Source organism: Alpinimonas psychrophila, assembly GCF_014137865.1.
Taxonomy (GTDB): Bacteria; Actinomycetota; Actinomycetes; order Actinomycetales; family Microbacteriaceae; genus Alpinimonas; species Alpinimonas psychrophila.
The window spans coordinates 597,523-616,283 of the sequence record NZ_JACGWU010000001.1; the positions used below are offsets into that span (position 1 = coordinate 597,523).

Consider the following 18,761-nt stretch of genomic DNA (forward strand, 5'->3'; position numbering starts at 1 on the left):
GGTCAGCCTTCGTGGACAGTCTTCATGACTAGGCATGCCCTGCCTTCTCAATCTGGCGCAATTCACGTTTCATCTCGGAGACCTCATCCCGCAAGCGAGCGGCGAGCTCGAACTTCAGCTGTGCGGCAGCCTCCAGCATCTGGGTGTTCAGATCGGAGATGATGCCTTCCAATTCCCGAGCACCCTCCTGGCCGATACCGGTGCGCACGGGAGCGCTCTTGCCGCCGCCGGACTTGTTCTTGCCCGAACCGCTGGAACGCGCCAGGAGATCGGCAGTGTCGGCATCCTCCCGCGACAGCATGGCCGTAATATCGGCAATCTTCTTGCGCAACGGCTGAGGGTCAATTCCGTGTTCGGTGTTGTACGCAACCTGGCGCTCGCGACGACGGTTAGTCTCGTCGATAGCAAGTGTCATCGATCGCGTCATCACGTCGGCGTACATGTGAACCTCGCCGGACACGTTTCGGGCAGCGCGCCCGATGGTCTGGATGAGGGAGGTCGCCGACCGCAGGAAGCCCTCCTTATCGGCATCCAAAATGGCCACGAGTGAGACCTCGGGGAGGTCGAGACCCTCACGCAAGAGGTTAATCCCCACGAGCACGTCGTAAACGCCCTGACGCAGTTCGGTCAGCAGTTCCACGCGGCGCAGAGTGTCGACGTCGGAGTGAAGATAGCGAACGCGCACTCCGGCTTCGGTGAGAAAGTCGGTGAGCTCCTCCGCCATTTTCTTGGTGAGAGTAGTGACGAGAATGCGCTCATCCTTGGCAGCACGAACACGAATCTGCTCCAGCAGATCATCAATTTGGCCCTTGGAGGGTTTGACGACGACCTGGGGGTCGATCAGGCCGGTGGGGCGGATGATCTGCTCGACGACGCCATCCGCAATTTCCATTTCGAACTTTCCGGGGGTAGCCGAGAGGTAGACCGTCTGGCCGACGCGTTCCTTGAACTCATCGAACCGAAGGGGCCGGTTATCCAGAGCACTGGGCAGGCGAAACCCATGTTCGACGAGCGTGCGTTTGCGCGAGGCGTCGCCAGCGTGCATCGCACCAATTTGGGGAACGGTGACGTGGGATTCGTCGATGACGCACAGAAAATCATCCGGAAAGTAATCGAGAAGACACTTGGGAGCCTCGCCGGGTTCGCGAACGTCGATGTGGCGAGAGTAGTTTTCAATGCCCGAACAGAAGCCGATCTGTTCCATCATCTCAAGGTCAAAGGTTGTGCGCATCCGGATGCGCTGGGCCTCGAGAAGCTTCCCCTCCTTTTCTAGCTCGGCGACGCGAACCTCCATCTCGGCTCGTATCGTGATGACCGCGTTTTTCATGATGTCGGGATCGGCCACGTAGTGGGAACCGGGAAATACTGAGACAAACTCAAGCTTCTCCACAACATCCCCGGTGAGAGGATGGAGGCTATAGAGCGCCTCCACCTCGTCGCCAAAGAACTCTATGCGGATGGCGAGCTCTTCGTACATGGGAATAATCTCGATCGTGTCGCCGCGCACGCGAAAGTTGCCCCGCGAGAAATCGATGTCATTGCGTTGATATTGCATCGCCACAAATCTTCGGATCAGGTTGTCGCGCCCTAAGCGATCCCCCACGTTGAGTGTCACCATGGCATTGAGGTACTGCTCGGGAGCGCCGAGGCCATAAATGCAGGAGACCGTGGAAACGACAATGACATCTCGGCGCGTGAGCAGGGAGTTTGTGGTGGAGTGGCGAAGGCGCTCAACCTCGGAGTTGATGGAGGAGTCTTTCTCGATGAAGGTGTCGGTCTGCGGCACGTACGCTTCGGGTTGGTAGTAGTCGTAGTACGAGACGAAATATTCGACCGCATTATTGGGCATGAGTTCGCGAAATTCCGTAGCCAATTGAGCGGCCAGAGTCTTGTTGTGAGCCATGACCAAGGTCGGCCGGTTCACGGCCTCGATGAGCCACGCCGTGGTCGCAGACTTACCCGTGCCGGTGGCGCCGAGCAGAACGACATCCGTCTCACCAGCATTGATACGCCTCGTCAGATCAGCAATGGCGGTGGGCTGATCTCCGCTGGGAACGTAGTCGCTAATGACCTCGAAGGGGCGTCTTTCGCGGCGAGTATCCATGTCTCTATTGTACGAAGGGCACTGTTCAGCTTTCGCGTAATTCGTTAGAAGCGGAACCTGCGTGGGGTTTTGGTGATGGTTGCTCGGAAACTAGCCGAGTCGCCGAGCGGCGCGAATAGCGCTTTCGTGGGCTGCAGCTAGCTCAGAGTGCTGGAGAGTGACTTCGGCGGCAGGTGCCCCGAAGCGTTCGCTGAGCGTTCGGGTGGAGATGATGGTTTCCAATGACATGCCGAGCGCATCCCGCAGGATGATCGACAGGGCGGGAATCGCGTGATCATCGAACTCGGTGGGAGTACCTGTGTCATAGGCGCCACCCCGTGTTGAAATCAAAACGACGGGGCGGCCCTTCATCGGTTGCGTCTCGACAGGGCCAAATGAAGCCGTGACGGCCGGAACGTGAATATAGTCGACCCATGTCTTGAGGGTCGCGGGCATCGAGTAGTTGTAAAGCGGCACGCCGATGAGGACGACGTCGGCGCCTAGCAATTCATTGATGATCCTCTGCTGAAGAAGCTCCTGTGCGGCGTCGGGGCTGGCATCAGCCGGGCGGAGGTGGGCAGGAAAGTGCAGATTGGCATCCGTCAGGTAAGGCAAGGGCTCCCGGTGCAGGTCGCGGTAGACGACCGTGTGGTCGTTGCTGAGGTTCCGCCACGTGTCAGCAAAGGACGCCGTAATCGCCCTCGATCGTGAGGTCTTCAGGTCGGCAGAGGAATCCAGGTGCAACAAAACGGGCATGATTCAAGACTAGAGGACTGATTTTTCGACAACGCTCAACGTAGCTGGGGTGCGGGGTGCATGCTCAACCCAACGCGTCTCGCCGTCAACTTCATGCAACGTGAGCCATTCGATCATTGCCGTTGTCGCCTCGGACGCGCAGCCCTTGCATTGCCAGGCAGGAGAAATTACCCACGCAATGTCGGCCACGAGCCGCGATTGCACGGATTGCCCGGATTGCACCGTGGCCTGCACGAACCCTATTGACTCATTCGTGGCTGTGTGGCGCAGAATCCAATTGAGCCACCATTGTGATTCGTCAGCGGAGTGTCCAACGGTCTGCCGTGCATAGCGCTCCTGAAGCTCGTCGAGCGAGGGGGCTTCGCCTCCGGTAAAAACGTATAACGAAGGATGCGCCAAGACGGAAACCATGGATGGCGCGTGATTCACCGACAGAGGCTCGAGCACCAATCGTGCTGTTGAGATTCGTTCAGGATGCGGCCTGCGTGAGAAGCCTGCTCTGCCTTCAGCTTCCAACGCGAGCCCAGAATGCATCGACCTGATCGAGAGTGTGCTGCAGCTCTCCCCCGGTGTCGATGACAACATCAGCAATGGCAAGGCGTTTGGACTCAGGTGCCTGGGCTCGGATGCGAGCGCGTGCCGCTTCATCGGTCATGCCGCGCAACTCGATCATGCGCTGCACCCGAATGTCTTCGGGGGCACTCGTGACAACAATTTCGGCATAATTGTGGGCCACGTCGGCTTCCACCAGGAGGGGTACGTCGTAGACGATGACGGCGTCGGGGTTTTCAGCCTTCGCGCCGGCTAAAAGCTCGGCGGTTCGTGCCTTGACAGCGGGATGCACGATGGCGTTTAGCTCTTCCAGTTGTTCAGAATTTCCGAAGACGATGGCGCCGAGCTTTGAGCGATCCAAAGCACCGTTGGCATCGAGAAGTCCGAGACCGAATTGCGCGGCAATTGCAGCAAGTGCTGGGGTTCCGGGGGCAACAACCTCACGCGAAACGACGTCGGCGTCAATAATGATGGCCCCGTGTTCGGCCAGTCTGCGAGCCACCGTAGATTTGCCCGAGGCGATTCCACCGGTGAGACCTATGAGATACATGGCCCTAGCTTAAACGACTGTCGGCCGGACTCAAGAAAGAGCCCGGCCGACAGTGGAACGAAGAAAAATTATGCTTCGTCGTTACCGTTGGTCAGCTTCGCACGAAGGGCCGCGAGTGCCTCGTCGTCGGCAAGCGTTCCAGCCGAAGCTGATTCGCTCGAGAACGTGGATGCGTCGCTTGTGCCCGTTGCGATTGCTTCGATCTCGGCTTCGTTGGAAGCCTTGACCTGAATCTTGTGCTGCTCCCAGCGAGCTTGAGCAGCTGCGTAGTCCAGCTCCCACTTCTCGCGCTGGGTGTCGAAGCCTTCACGCCACTCGTTGGTCTCGGAGTCGAAGCCCTCGGGGTACTTGTAGTTGCCCGCCTCGTCATACTCTGTGAGCATTCCATAGAGAGCAGGCTCGAACTCGGTACCTTCGGGGTCAACACCGTCGTTAGCCTGCTTGAGGCTGAGCGAGATGCGGCGACGCTCGAGGTCAATGTCGATGACCTTGACGAATACTTCGTCGCCAACCGAAACAACCTGCTCGGCGAGCTCAACGTGCTTGCCGGAGAGCTCGGAGATGTGAACGAGACCTTCGATGCCATCGGCAACGCGAACAAAGGCGCCGAAGGGAACGAGCTTCGTGACCTTACCCGGAGCAACCTGACCGATTGCGTGGGTGCGGGCGAATACCTGCCAGGGGTCTTCCTGCGTGGCCTTGAGCGACAACGAAACGCGCTCGCGCTCCATGTCGACCTCGAGGATCTCGACGGTAACTTCCTGGCCAACTTCAACAACCTCAGAAGCGTGTTCGATGTGCTTCCAGCTGAGCTCAGAAACGTGGACGAGACCGTCAACGCCGCCGAGGTCAACGAATGCACCGAAGTTGACGATAGAGGAGACAACACCCTTGCGGATCTGGCCCTTCTGAAGGTTCGTCAGGAACGTGCTGCGGCTTTCAGACTGAGTCTGCTCGAGGAGGGCGCGACGCGACAGCACAACGTTGTTGCGGTTCTTGTCGAGTTCGAGAATCTTGGCTTCAATTTCTTGGCCAAGATAAGGCGTGAGGTCGCGGACGCGACGCAGCTCGATGAGCGATGCGGGAAGGAATCCACGAAGACCGATGTCAACGATAAGTCCACCCTTGACGACCTCGATGACCGAACCGGTAACAACACCATCGGACTCTTTGATCTTCTCAACGTCGCCCCATGCACGCTCGTACTGTGCGCGCTTCTTGGACAGGATGAGGCGGCCTTCCTTGTCCTCCTTCTGGAGAACGAGTGCCTCGATGGTGTCACCAACCTTCACAACCTCATTGGGGTCAACGTCGTGCTTGATCGACAGTTCGCGAGAGGGGATAACACCCTCGGTCTTGTAACCGACATCGAGGAGAACCTCGTCGCGGTCGATCTTTACAACGGTTCCTTCAATAAGGTCGCCGTCGTTGAAAAACTTGAGTGTTGCTTCGACAGCGGCGAGGAAATCCTCAGCCGAGCCGATGTCGTTGATGGCTACCTGTGTGGCTGCCTTTTTTGCTACTAGCGTCATGTAGAAACTGCTCCAGTATTAACTTAATTCGGGCCCATCCACACGACCTACGGTCGAGAAAAGTGGAAGGCATACGGATATAACTGCACAAAACGTGCCCTGTTAGCATAGCCGACCAAAGCCAGTCCCGCGAATGCTCGGTAACTAGTCAGGCTCTTTGGGGTGGCCGACCGTTTCCCTAAGCAGCGTGGCTTCGACGGTACTTTCGCATCAGGACAAGCAGCCCGGCGCCGATAAGCAATGTCAGGACTCCCCCAACGCCCCAAGGCAGAACATCGAATCCGGTGGTTGCCAAAACAGACCCAACGGCCGCGTATGCGAACCCGCCCGTGCTCGTCGCCGTGCCACCAGGGGTGGTTACTACAACATTCACGGCGCCTGCAGCATGTGCGGGGCTGGTCACGGTGATACTTGTCGCCGAGACCACCACCACGCTTGTGCCCGCTACACCGTCAAAGCTGACACCGGTGGCACCGGTGAAGCCTGTACCGGTCAATGTCACTGACGTGCCGCCAGCGGCTGGACCGCTAGAGGGCGTGACACCGGTCACTGTCGGTGTGTAACTGGTCATCACCCGATTCCCCGTACCGCTGTCGGCGACGGCAACGAGCAGGCCACTCGCATAGGTGACCGAGCCCCAGCTGTTGTCGACGGGGGTGGTGCGGATCGTCCAGGCGATGCCATCAGGGCTGGTCATGACCCGGTTCCCGGCACCGGTGATGGCGACGGCAACGAACAGGCCACCGCCATAGGTGACCGAGTACCAGGCGTTGTCGGCGGCGCTGGTGCGAGAGGTCCAGGCGATGCCATCAGGACTGGTCATGACCCGGTTCCCTGCACCGGTGATGGCGACGGCAACGAACAGGCCACCCGCATAGGTGACCGAGAGCCAACTGTTGTCGACGGGGGTGGTGCGGATCGTCCAGGCGATGCCATCAGGACTGGTCATCACCCGGTTCCCGGCACCGGTGTAGGCGACGGCAACGAACAGGCCACCGCCATAGGTGACCGAGTACCAGGCGTTGTCGGCAGCGCTGGTGCGGGTCGTCCAGGTGATGCCGTCAGGGCTGGTCATCACCCGGTTCCCGGTACCGGTGACGGCGACGGCAACGAACAGGCCACCGCCATAGGTGACCGAGAGCCAACTGTTGTCGACGGGAGTGGTGCGGATCGTCCAGGTGATGCCGTCAGGACTGGTCATCACCCGGTTCCCGGTACCGGTGACGGCGACGGCAACGAACAGGCCATTGCCATACGTGACCGAGACCCAGGCGTTGTCGGCAGCGCTGGTGCGGGTCGTCCAGGTGATGCCATCAGGACTGGTCATCACCCGGTCCCCGGCACCGGTGATGGCGACGGCAACGAACAGGCCACCCCCATACGTCACCGAGCGCCAGCTGTTGTCGGCGGCGCTGGTGCCGATGACCCAGTCCGTACCTGCCAGAGCCGATGCCGGCGTTGCCGTGCTGACTAAACCAGCCCCGACCACAAGCAGGATCGTCCCAAGTGCGACTAAACGTTGCGCCCAGCGAGAGCGTCTAACTATGCGACGCGCGCGGCCGGAGGGGGTAATCATGTGCTCTAAACTAGCAGGCTCGATCCCTCCTTGCTAGAAAGTCCCTAGGGCCTTTTCAAAGGCCCTGCAAACTAGCGAATTAGTGCGCTGCTTCGTTCCAGTTCTGGCCTTTGCCGACTTGAACATCCAGCGGAACGCTCAGTTTGGCGGCGTTCTCCATGCGATCGACGACGAGCTTCTCGACGACGTCCCATTCTCCCTCGAATACTTCGAGCACGAGTTCGTCGTGTACTTGAAGGAGCAGGCGTGACTTGAGATCGAGGTTGGCAATGTCTTGTTCAATACCGAACATCGCAATCTTCATGATGTCGGCGGCAGTCCCTTGCATGGGGGCATTCAAAGCTGCGCGTTCGGCGTTGTCACGAAGCACGCGGTTGGGGCTGGCGAGATCTGGGAACGGACGGCGGCGGCCGAAAAGAGTCTCCGTGTAGCCCTTGATGCGAGCATCTTCGACGACGCTGCGCAGGTAATCGCGCACTCCCCCGAATCGCTCGAAGTAATCAGACATCAGTTTCTTGGCGGCACCGTTGTCAATTTTTAACTGCTTGGCCAGACCGAAGGCGCTCAGTCCATAGGCCAGCCCGTAGCTCATGGCCTTGACATGTGAGCGCATGTCGCCCGTGACGTCTTCGGGAGCAACGCCGTAGATTTGCGATCCCACAAAACGGTGCAGGTCTTCGCCAGACTTGAAAGCCTCGATCAGCCCGGCATCCTTGGAGAAGTGCGCCATGATGCGCATTTCAATCTGGGAATAGTCGGCGGTCAATAGCGTTTGAAAACCGACCCCCACCTCAAATGCTTCACGGATGCGGCGTCCGTCGGCGGCGCGCACGGGAATGTTTTGCAGGTTGGGATTGATCGAGGAAAGGCGACCCGTGCTCGTGCCGGTCTGTACATACGTCGTGTGGATGCGGTGGTCGCTGCCGATCGCGGTGTCGAGGGATTCCACAATCTGACGAAGTTTGGTGACATCGCGGTGTTCCAGAAGATATCCCAAGAACGGATGGGGACTCTTTTCCTGGAGGTCAACGAGCGCCGCAGCATCCGTGGTGTAACCGGTCTTGGTGGCCCGGGTTTTGGGCATGTTCAACTGATCAAAGAGAACCTCTTGGAGTTGCTTGGGAGAAGCGAGGTTTACCTCTTTGCCAATTTCGGCGTAGGCGCTGGTCGCTGCGGCCGCAGCGCGATCGCCGAGCTCGGTGCTGAGAGCCGAGAGCTTCTCGTGGCTGACGGTCACACCGCGCAGTTCCATAGCGGCAAGAGCCACGAGGGTGGGGATTTCAATTTCGAGCAAAAGGGCCAGAGATCCGGCATCGAGTTGCAAACGGATGGCCTTCGACAGGCGCTCTACCAGCCAGGCATGTCCGGCGGCGCCGAGTTCATCTTCCTCGGGAACAAGTTGATTGGGGTCTGGCGTCGACAGGGTCTCACCGAGGTAGAGACCAACGAGTTCGGACAACTCGCGCTTAGAGGAGTCTGGCCGAATGATCCAATCTGCAATCTCCGTGTCGAATGCCATACCAGCTACAGGGATGCCGGCGGCAGCAAGAGTCTTTATCTGCTGCTTGGCCCCGTGCATGAGCTTGGGGCTGGGACCGGCCAGCCAGTGCACCAAGGGAGCCATATCGGCATGACCTGGCGAGAAAGGCACGAACGCCGTTTCCATTTCTGTGGCCAGCCCAAAGCCAGCAATCCCACTGGCGTAACTTTCCACGACAACGGCGACACCCAGCGGTGCGGCGTCTGTAGCGCGCTCGAGCCAGCCACGCAGTTCCTCGTCGAGAAGGTTTTGCGTGCGCGGTGCTACGCGGACCGGGTTTAGTTCTTCGGGCATCGTAGGGGCGGAATATGCGGACGCCGAGGTCGAAGACCCGTCGGAGGTTTTTGCCGCTGAGACAGCGGCGCCGGATGCGGGGAAAGAATCGGCCGACGGAGCTCCCCCGCCGAGCTTGATCACCCGCTCCAGCAACGAGCGAAACTCGAGACGGCCAAAAACTTCGCGCACCGCATCGAGGTCAAAAGCATTGCGCTCAAGGTCGTCAGGCAGAACGGGAAGCTCGACGTCGGTTACGAGGTGATTGAGGCGACGGTTGCGAACAGCATTTTCGGAGTGCTCGCGCAGGCTCTCGCCAACCTTGCCACCGATCTCATCGGCGCGGCGCAGAATTTCATCGAGAGATCCATACTCGTTCAACCATTTGACGGCTGTCTTCTCGCCGACCTTCGGAATGCCGGGAAGATTATCGCTCGTTTCCCCTACGAGAGCAGCGACCTCGGGGTACTGGTGGGGCTGAACGCCGTACCGCTCAAATACTTTTTCAGCGTCGTAACGAGTGAGCTCGGCAACCCCTTGTTTTGAGGGGTATAACAGTGTGACGTTGTGATCGATCAGTTGGATGGTGTCGCGGTCCCCCGAGACGACCAATACTTTGTAGCCGGCGGCTGAACCCTGGTGTGAGAGCGTCGCCAGAATGTCATCCGCCTCGAAGTCCTCTTTGGTGATGGTGGTAATCCCCATGGCGTGAAGAGCATCCTGCAAAAGGGGAACCTGGCCAATGAACTCGGGCGGAGTCTCGCCACGGGTTCCCTTATATTCCGCATACTCGCGCGTTCGAAACGAATAGCGCGAGATATCGAAGGCAACCCCGAGGTGCGTGGGCTTCTCTTTGGCCAGCAGGTTTAGGAGCATGGAGATGAAACCGTGGATGGCGTTTGTGTGCTGGCCATCGCGCGTCTTGAAACTGTCGAGGGGAAGCGCATAAAACGCCCGGAATGCGAGTGAATGCCCGTCGATGAGCATGAGGGTAGGCTGTTCGCTAGTGGTCACAGTCCAAGCCTACACAGGGCAGTGGGCCAGAATCTTTGAGAAGGACAGCGGCGTTATGTCAACAGAATATGTGCGTCCTCCGGCTCTCGACCTAGAGGTAATGGCCGGGCGAGGTGCGGGTCCGCTCTCCGTGAAGATGGGCATTCAATTTCACAAACTAACGGCTGAGCATTCCATTGCGACGATGCCTGTTGAAGGCAACACGCAGTCATTTGACATCTTGCACGGTGGCGCGCATGTCGTTCTTGGTGAGGGCCTAGGTTCCATTTCGGCGAACATTCACGCCGGAGAAGGCCGAAACGCTGTTGGCATCGAAATCAACGCGACGCACACAGGAAGCGCCGCTCATGGTTTTGTCATCGCCGAGTGCCGTGCTCTTCATCTCGGACGCACACTGACATCGCACGAAATTGTGGTGAGAGACGAAGACGGCCGCCGACTATCGACCATCAGAATCACAAACCTCATCAAAGAGGCGCAGTAAACGAGAGCCCGAAAAAAGGCTACTTCTTGGTCCCCAGCTGATCGACGATGGTAACGGCCACGTCTTTCATGGTGAGGCGACGATCCATGGATGCTTTCTGAATCCAGCGGAAGGCTTCGGGCTCGGTGAGGCCCATCTTTTCGTTCAGGATTCCTTTGGCGATGTCCACAATCTTGCGCGTCTCGAAGCGTTCGGACAGGTCAGCAACCTCGTTCTCAAGGGCAACAATCTGGGCCCATCGCGAAAGGGCAATTTCAATCGCGGGGAGAAGATCATTGGGAGTAAAGGGTTTTACCACGTAGGCAAGGGCGCCGGCCTCTGTGGCTCGCTCCACGAGCTCTTTCTGACTGAAAGCGGTCAACAGCACGACAGGGGCAATGTGCTCCTTGTTGAGCTTGTCCGCGGCCGTGATGCCATCCATCTTGGGCATTTTTACGTCCATGATGACCAAGTCCGGGCGTAATTCCATGGCTAAGGCAACAGCGGCCTCACCGTCGGCAGCCTCACCGACGACATCGAAGCCATTGTCACGAAGGATTTCGACAATATCCATGCGGATAAGCGACTCGTCTTCGGCTACAACTACACGGCGGGCGATGGGCTTTTCGATCTCTTGGTCAGTCACACCTCCAGCCTAGGATATTCTTGGTCGTGTTGTGTTCAGCCGAATTGGCGGAATGGCAGACGCGGAGCACTCAAAATGCTTTGTCTTCGGACGTGTGGGTTCAAGTCCCACATTCGGCACAACGAAATATGGCCCTGTTCTGAGATGAACAGGGCCATATTTTTTGTCTCTCAGAACTCTTGTGAAGCCCTAAGAAAACTCACTCAAGGTCTCTTATGGGAGATTCGCGTACGCAGGGGCTGCGGCGTTTCGTGCATCGCCCACGCGGTGCACACGAAGGTCGTTCGTGGAACCTGTGATTCCTGGGGGTGTTCCCGCGATTACCACGACCTTGTCGCCAATTTCAGCGAGACCGTTTCCGAGCAGAATTTCATCTACCTGGGCAAACATGGCATCCGTGTGCGTTACTGGCTCAACGTGGTACGACTGAACGCCCCACGTCAGTGCCATGCGGCGACGGATGTTCTCATGAGGAGTGAAGACCAACATGGGGATCGGCGAACGCAGACGTGCCATTCTGCGTGGCGAGTCACCCGACTCTGTGAAGATGCAGAGGTATTTTGCATCGACGAAGTCCGCAACCTCGGCGGCCGCCAAAGTGATGGCGCCACCCTGGGTGCGTGGCTTGGTGCCCAGCGCAGGAATGCGCTCGAGACCATGTTCCTCAGTCGATTTGATGATGCGAGCCATCGTCTCGACCGTAACGACAGGGAAGTCACCGACGCTGGTCTCGCCCGAGAGCATGACAGCGTCGGTTCCGTCGAGGACTGCATTTGCACAGTCGGAGGCCTCGGCACGGGTCGGGCGCGGGCTGGAAATCATTGATTCCAAAACCTGGGTGGCCACAATGACGGGCTTGGCCCACCGGCGAGCGAGCTCCACAGCTTGCTTCTGGACGATGGGGACTGCTTCGAGTGGCAACTCCACGCCGAGGTCTCCACGAGCCACCATGATGGCGTCAAAGGCATCCACGATGGCTTCGAGGTTCTCTACAGCCTGAGGCTTCTCGATTTTGGCGATAACGGGAAGGCGGATGCCTTCCTCATCCATGATCGCGTGAACGCGAACAATGTCGGAAGCATCACGCACGAAGCTCAAGGCGATGTAGTCGGCACCCAGGCGAATACCCCACCGCAGGTCGGCTTCGTCCTTTTCGGAGAGCGCCGGAACGTTCACTGCAACACCGGGAAGGTTAATGCCCTTGTTGTTCGAAATAGAACCGGGAACCTCTACGACGGTGGTGACAACGGTACCGTCGGTTTCGAGAACGCGTAGGCCCACTTTGCCATCATCGATCAGCAAAGGATCGCCCGGCTTCACGTCGCCGGGGAGACCCTTGAATGTGGTGGAGGAGATTTCTTTGTTACCGATGATGTCGTCAATGGTGATTTTGAAAATATCGCCTTCGGCCAAATCGTAGGGTCCGTTCTCGAACTTGCCGAGACGAATTTTGGGACCTTGAAGGTCAACCATGACCGCTACAGACTTGCCCGCGTCAGCCGCAGCACGACGAACGTTTTTGTAGACCTCTTCGTGCACGTCATAGGTGCCGTGGCTGAGGTTCATTCTGGCAACGTCAACACCGGCCTCGATGATTGCCAGGAGGCTTTCATAACTGGATGTTGCCGGCCCGAGGGTCGCGACAATTTTTGCTCTTCTCATGAAACGGTCTCTTTCATTTCGGTGGTGCAGGCGCCGAGGGAGGGATCCACGGCGAGGATACTAGACAGAAAAACCTCTGTCCGAGGCAACGATGGGAACGGGTAGGAGGGTCTCGCCTTCGAGGAAAGCATCGACCGCGGCGGCCGCAGCGCGACCTTCGGCGATGGCCCAAACGATGAGCGACTGACCGCGACCAGCGTCTCCGGCGACAAAAACACCAAGCTCACTCGTGGCGTACGTATCATCCCGCGAAAAGTTACCGCGGCCATCCGTGTGCAAGGAAAGTTGCTCTTGGGCGTGAGCCGTTTCGGGACCGGTGAAGCCCATAGCGATCAACACAAGATCGGCCGGTATTTCTCTTTCCGTTCCGGATTTTGGAACCCGGAGTCCGTCCACAAATTCTGTCTCGGCGATGCGAACGGCGCGAACGTTGCCGTTTCCATCGTTCAGGAACTCGACGGTGGAAACCAGGAACTCACGGTCACCGCCTTCTTCGTGAGCGGAAGAGATCTCGAAGAGGTTGGGGAACGTCGGCCACGGCTGGTGGTCAGCGCGCTCCTCTGGGGGGCGCGTGCCAATGGCAAGGTTCGTCACGCTCAGTGCCTGCTGGCGGTGCGCGGTTCCGATACAGTCGGCTCCGGTATCGCCACCACCGAGAATCACGACGTGCTTACCTTTGGCTGTGATCTGGTCGCTAACCGTTGCCCCTCCGACAACGCGGTTGGACTGCGTTAGAAAGTCCATAGCGAAGTGAACGCCGGCGAGATCGCGGCCTGGGATCGGAAGATCGCGGGGCACCATGGCACCCGTCGCCACAATGACGGCGTCGTAGCGTGCCTTGAGGTCGGCCCATGAAATGTCAACGCCGATGTTTATCCCGACGCGGAAGCGGGTTCCTTCGGCCTCCATCTGCACGAGACGTTTGTCAATATGGACTTTCTCCATTTTGAAATCCGGGATACCGTAACGAAGCAGTCCCCCAATTTTCTCATCGCGCTCAAAGACTGCCACCGTGTGGCCGGCGCGCGTGAGTTGCTGTGCGGCGGCGAGCCCGGCAGGCCCGGATCCGACGACCGCAATCCTCTTGCCCGTCAGACGCTCCGGGATGTGGGGTTTCACCCATCCGTTATCAAACGCGTCATCGATGATCGACACTTCAACCTGCTTGATCGTAACTGCGGGCTGGTTGATTCCCAAAACACAGGAAGACTCGCACGGAGCAGGACAGAGGCGTCCCGTGAATTCAGGGAAGTTATTGGTGGCGTGGAGGCGCTCGATTGCTCCTTCGCCGTCGCCGCGCCAGACGAGGTCGTTCCACTCAGGAATCAAATTTCCCAGGGGGCAACCCTGATGACAGAAGGGGATCCCGCAGTCCATGCAACGTCCCGCTTGACGCTTCAGTACCGCCAGGTCCCCCTTCTCATAGACCTCTTTGTAGTCCATGAGCCGAATGGGGACGGGGCGCCGTGCGGGAGTCTCTCGAACCGTTGTGTTGAGAAAGCCTTTTGGATCAGCCACCAGTTACCTCCAAGATTTTCTTCCACGTCTGTTCACCATCGGGGTCAAGACCAGCGGCTTCCGCCGAACTTCGCGTCTCCAAGACTGCCGCGTAGTCACGTGGAAGTACCTTGGTGAAGTTCACACTCTCCGTGGCGAACTCCGCCAGAAGATGCGTGGCTCGAGGTGACCCGGTCTCAGCAACGTGACGTTCGAGAAGATCCCGCACTATTTCACTGTCGGCACTGCCGAGTTCCAGGAGCCGCAATTCTCCCGAGGAGCGTGAATCCTTGTTCACCTTGGCCACGTCGAGATTGTGAATGTACGCGGTTCCGCCGGACATTCCTGCGCCTAAGTTACGACCGGTCTCTCCCAGGATGACTGCCAGTCCCCCGGTCATGTATTCGAGGGCGTGATCTCCCACACCTTCGACTACCGCCGTCGCTCCGGAGTTGCGCACGAGGAATCTCTCACCGACGCATCCGGAAATGAACATACTTCCCGAAGTCGCGCCATAGCCGATCACGTTACCGGCAATCACGTTCTCTTCGGGAGCAAATGTTGCGGCGGGGTGCGGGCGCACAATAATGCGGCCCCCGGAAAGTCCTTTTCCTACGTAGTCGTTGGAGTCACCAATGAGACGGAGCGTAATGCCGCTTGGAACGAATGCCCCAAAAGACTGTCCGGCCGAACCACGCAGGGTGATGTCGATGGTGCCTTCCGGCAGACCGTGCTCACCATATTTCAACGTAAGTTCATGGCCGAGCATCGTGCCGACAGCACGTTCCGTGTTCTGAATGGGCAAGTCGATGACCACGGATGTTCCATTGGCCAACGCACCACGACTCAAGTTGATGAGCTCGTTGTCGAAGTGCTTCTCGATCTCGTGTTCTTGCTCGCGACCGTGGCGCCGAGGCTCCGCAGCGGAGAACGTTGGGCCGACGAGAATTGGGGCGAGGTCAAGACCATCAGTTTTCCAATGCTCAATTGCCTCGTTCACGTTGAGGAGATCGTTCCGACCAATAATCTCGTCAAGGCTGTGGAAGCCGAGCTCGGAGAGGTACTGACGCACTTCCTGGGCGATGAATTCGAAGAAGTTGACGACAAATTCTGGCTTGCCAGTGAAACGCTCCCGCAGGAGTGGGTTCTGAGTGGCAACACCCACGGGGCAGGTGTCGAGGTGACAGACGCGCATCATTACGCAGCCGGAAACCACGAGCGGAGCTGTGGCGAAGCCAAACTCTTCGGCGCCAAGCAGAGCGCCAACGATAACGTCACGCCCTGTCTTCAGCTGGCCATCTACTTGGACCGAGACGCGGTCACGCATGCCGTTGAGCATGAGAGTCTGCTGGGCTTCGGCAAGGCCGAGTTCCCACGGTGTGCCAGCATGCTTGAGTGAATTGAGCGGGCTGGCGCCAGTCCCACCGTCGTGCCCGGAGATCAGGATGACGTCGGCCAAGGCCTTGGACACCCCCGCAGCAACGGCGCCAATACCGGACTGGCTCACGAGCTTGACATGAACCCTGGCCGTGGGGTTGGCGCGCTTCAAATCGAAGATGAGTTGCTTGAGATCTTCGATCGAATAGATGTCGTGGTGCGGTGGTGGTGAAATGAGCCCGACACCGGCAGTGGCATGCCGCGTGCGCGCGATCCAGGGGTAGACCTTGTTATTGGGAAGCTGGCCGCCTTCACCCGGTTTCGCACCTTGGGCCATTTTGATCTGAATATCATCGGCGTGCGTCAGGTACATACTGGTCACGCCGAAACGACCGGAGGCAACCTGCTTCACGGCACTGCGACGTTCGGGGTCCAGGAGACGGGCAACGTCTTCGCCGCCCTCGCCCGTGTTGGACTTGGCGCCAAGGCGGTTCATCGCAATCGCGAGAGTCTCGTGGGCTTCGGGTGAGATGGAGCCGTAGCTCATCGCTCCTGTAGAGAAACGCTTGACGATTGACTCAATCGACTCAACCTCATCGAGGGGAACGATCGGGCGTTCCCCCGTGTTGAATTCGAAGAGACCACGAAGGGTCATCAAGTCACGCGACTGGTCGTCGACAAGTTTCGTGTACTCGCGGAACGTGTCGTAGCGGCGCTCACGTGTGGAATGTTGAAGTTTGAAGACCGTCTCGGGGTTGAAGAGATGCGGGGCGCCATCGCGGCGCCACTGATATTCGCCGCCCGTGGCCAAACGTTCGTGGCTCGGAGCGGCACCGTCCGTTGGATACGCACTCTCGTGACGCCGACTGTTCTCCGTAGCAATGACATCGAGCCCCACACCACCAAGCTGGCTTGAGGTGCCGGTGAAGTACTGATCGATGAACGTTTGGTCCAGACCAATCGCTTCAAACGTCTGAGCGCCCGAATAGGAAGAGACAGTTGATATCCCCATCTTCGACATGATTTTAAGGACACCCTTGCCGAGTGCTTTAATCAGGTTCTTCGTGGCTTGCTCGGGGGTTACCTCTGTAATGAAGCCCGTACGAACCATTGTTTCGCAGGATTCCATGGCGAGGTAGGGGTTGACGGCTGAGGCGCCATACCCAATGAGGAGCGCAACATGATGCACCTCACGAACGTCACCGGCCTCCACAACAATCCCTACGCGCATGCGGTTTTCGGTGCGGATGAGGTGGTGATGAACGGTGGAAAGCATGAGCAGGGATGGAATGGGGGCAAATTTATTGTTGGCATCCCGGTCCGAAAGAACGATAAAGGAGGCGCCGTCATCGATGGCGTCGTCAACCTCTACACACATCGCGGCGAGACGGGCTTCCATCGCCTTGGGCCCGCTATCAACGGAATAGAGGCCCTTCAGCAACACGGACGCGCGGGAACCATTGTCGTGCCGAATGTGTTCGATCTTGGCGAGCTCGTCGTTGTTGATGACGGGAAAATCAAGGACAACTTGATGGGCGTGTTTCGCCGTTGCCGTCAAGAGGTTGCGTTCTGGACCAAGGCCCAGGCTCAGGCTCGTGACGACTTCCTCGCGAATGGAGTCCAAGGGAGGATTCGTTACTTGAGCAAACTGCTGCACGAAGTAGTCAAAGAGCAGGCGGGGTCGCTTGGACAGAATGGCGATGGGGGTATCGGAGCCCATAGCACCGAGGGGTTCGCCACCCGTGCGCGCCATGGGCGCTAGCTGAATCCGAAGCTCTTCCTCGGTGTATCCAAAGGTGCGCTGGCGCCGGGTGACTGAAGCCGGTGTGTGCACAATGTGTTCGCGCTCCGGAAGGGCCTCAAGGTTGATGCGGCTCTGATCGATCCACTCCTGCCACGGTCCGCTGCGAGCGAGGTCGTTTTTGACTTCATCATCGGTGATGATGCGACCGGCAACAGTGTCGACCAAGAACATCTGCCCGGGGCGAAGGCGACCCTTTTGCACGATGCGGGCAGGATCCACGTTGTGGACGCCAATCTCGCTGGCGACAACGATGAGGCCTTCATCCGTCACGAGGTAGCGTCCGGGGCGTAGGCCGTTGCGGTCCAGCGTGGCACCGACGAGAGAACCATCGGTGAAGGCGATGGCTGCGGGCCCATCCCACGGTTCCATCATCGAAGAGTGATACTCATAAAATGCACGACGCTCGGCGTCCATCTCGGGCTGGTTTTCCCATGCCTCGGGAACCATCATCATGATGGCGTGAGGAAGCGAACGACCCGACAGGGTTAGCAGTTCAACGACTTCGTCGAACGATGCGGAATCGCTGGCCCCCGGGGTGCAGATGGGTAGGAGGTCGGCGATGTCGCCCAACACTTCAGATTCGAGCTGGGATTGGCGCGCACGCATCCAGTTTCTATTTCCCTGCACGGTGTTAATTTCACCGTTGTGGGCGATGAAGCGGAAAGGGTGTGCCAACGGCCAAGAGGGGAACGTGTTGGTGGAATACCGAGAGTGCACCAAGGCGAGGGTGGAGGCAAAACGAATGTCTGAGAGGTCGGGGTAGAACGGTTCAAGCTGCAGAGTCGTGACCATGCCCTTATAGACCAGGGTTTGGCTTGAGAGCGAAGCAAAGTAGATGTTGCACTCCCGTTCGATGCGCTTGCGCAGCCGATACGTGAGGCGGTCGAGAGCAATCCCCGACAGGTCAGCCGTGCTGCTGGTGACAAAAAGCTGCCAAATTGCGGGCATAGCTTCGCGAGCCAAGATTCCGAGATCCTCGGGCGAGGTAGGAACGAGTCGCCAGCCGATAACGATGAGTCCCTCTTCGTGAGCCACAACCGCGAGGCGGGCAAGAATCGAATTGCGTTCGGTGTCATCGAGAGGAAGAAACGCGTTGCCAACGGCGTAGTGACCGGCAGCGGGTAGTGAAAAACCTGAAACCGCGCGCAGGAAAGCGTCGGGTACCTGAGTCATGATGCCGGCGCCATCGCCGGTTCCAGCGTCGGAACCAACGGCGCCACGGTGTTCAAGGTTGCGAAGCGAGGAGAGGGCAACATCAATGATGTCGTGCCCGGGCGTTTTGCGCAGAGTGGCGACCATGGCAAGGCCACAGGCGTCTTTCTCCGAGGCAGGGTTATAGAGACCTTGGGCCGCAGGGACCATGGAAAAGCGCTGGTAGGGAGTCGTTACCGACATCAAACCCTCCTTATAAAAAACCGGGAGCAGAAAGGGACGTC

12 protein-coding genes and 1 tRNA gene are annotated in these 18,761 nt (G+C 58.5%); 2 read left to right on the plus strand and 11 right to left on the minus strand.

All coding sequences use genetic code 11. From position 1 onward, the window contains the following. Positions 1 to 28: 28 nt before the first annotated feature. From uvrB to polA, 7 genes are all read right to left on the minus strand, one after another. Positions 29 to 2,104, minus strand: a complete 2,076-nt coding sequence (gene uvrB / locus FB555_RS02745) for an excinuclease ABC subunit UvrB (RefSeq protein WP_182483891.1) — start codon at positions 2,102 to 2,104, stop codon at positions 29 to 31. A gap of 90 nt (positions 2,105 to 2,194) precedes the next feature. Then, on the minus strand, positions 2,195 to 2,839 hold the full coding sequence (locus tag FB555_RS02750; protein ID WP_182483892.1) for an FMN-dependent NADH-azoreductase: 645 nt from the start codon (positions 2,837 to 2,839) through the stop codon (positions 2,195 to 2,197). 9 nt (positions 2,840 to 2,848) lie between these two features. Continuing rightward, positions 2,849 to 3,424: a GNAT family N-acetyltransferase gene (locus tag FB555_RS02755; RefSeq protein ID WP_343046381.1), complete on the minus strand. Its 576-nt coding sequence runs from the start codon at positions 3,422 to 3,424 to the stop codon at positions 2,849 to 2,851. Continuing rightward, positions 3,345 to 3,941: a dephospho-CoA kinase gene (gene coaE, locus FB555_RS02760; RefSeq protein WP_182483894.1), complete on the minus strand. Its 597-nt coding sequence runs from the start codon at positions 3,939 to 3,941 to the stop codon at positions 3,345 to 3,347. Before coaE ends, FB555_RS02755 begins: the two co-directional genes overlap by 80 nt. 68 nt (positions 3,942 to 4,009) lie before the next feature. Further along, positions 4,010 to 5,473 carry a 30S ribosomal protein S1 gene (gene rpsA / locus FB555_RS02765; RefSeq protein WP_182483895.1) on the minus strand — a complete coding sequence of 488 codons (1,464 nt, stop codon included), beginning with the start codon at positions 5,471 to 5,473 and terminating at the stop codon, positions 4,010 to 4,012. A 178-nt stretch (positions 5,474 to 5,651) separates the two neighbouring features. Then, positions 5,652 to 7,049 (minus strand): IPT/TIG domain-containing protein, encoded by a 1,398-nt coding sequence (locus tag FB555_RS02770; protein ID WP_182483896.1) that lies wholly within the window; start codon positions 7,047 to 7,049, stop codon positions 5,652 to 5,654. A 79-nt stretch (positions 7,050 to 7,128) separates the two neighbouring features. Beyond that, positions 7,129 to 9,876, minus strand: coding sequence for a DNA polymerase I (polA, locus tag FB555_RS02775; RefSeq protein ID WP_343046382.1), 2,748 nt, complete (start codon positions 9,874 to 9,876; stop codon positions 7,129 to 7,131). Positions 9,877 to 9,931: 55 nt separating this feature from the next. On the opposite strand from polA, the gene FB555_RS02780 reads away from it, so the two are divergent. Further along, positions 9,932 to 10,360, plus strand: coding sequence for a hotdog fold thioesterase (locus FB555_RS02780; RefSeq protein ID WP_182484269.1), 429 nt, complete (start codon positions 9,932 to 9,934; stop codon positions 10,358 to 10,360). A 19-nt stretch (positions 10,361 to 10,379) separates the two neighbouring features. Here FB555_RS02780 and FB555_RS02785 read toward each other — a convergent pair whose 3' ends face one another. Beyond that, positions 10,380 to 10,985 (minus strand): ANTAR domain-containing response regulator, encoded by a 606-nt coding sequence (locus tag FB555_RS02785; protein WP_343046383.1) that lies wholly within the window; start codon positions 10,983 to 10,985, stop codon positions 10,380 to 10,382. Between the two features lie 38 nt (positions 10,986 to 11,023). On the opposite strand from FB555_RS02785, the gene FB555_RS02790 reads away from it, so the two are divergent. Then, a tRNA-Leu gene (locus FB555_RS02790) sits at positions 11,024 to 11,104 on the plus strand. A gap of 94 nt (positions 11,105 to 11,198) precedes the next feature. Here the strand turns inward: FB555_RS02790 and pyk are convergent. The 3 genes from pyk to gltB are packed head-to-tail and all read right to left on the minus strand — an operon-like array spanning position 11,199 to position 18,720. After that, complete coding sequence (gene pyk, locus FB555_RS02795) at positions 11,199 to 12,647, minus strand: pyruvate kinase (RefSeq protein ID WP_182483897.1); 1,449 nt, start codon at positions 12,645 to 12,647, stop codon at positions 11,199 to 11,201. 60 nt (positions 12,648 to 12,707) lie between these two features. After that, positions 12,708 to 14,165 carry a glutamate synthase small subunit gene (locus tag FB555_RS02800; protein WP_182483898.1) on the minus strand — a complete coding sequence of 486 codons (1,458 nt, stop codon included), beginning with the start codon at positions 14,163 to 14,165 and terminating at the stop codon, positions 12,708 to 12,710. Next, positions 14,158 to 18,720 (minus strand): glutamate synthase large subunit, encoded by a 4,563-nt coding sequence (gene gltB / locus FB555_RS02805; protein WP_182483899.1) that lies wholly within the window; start codon positions 18,718 to 18,720, stop codon positions 14,158 to 14,160. Before gltB ends, FB555_RS02800 begins: the two co-directional genes overlap by 8 nt. Positions 18,721 to 18,761: the final 41 nt, after the last annotated feature.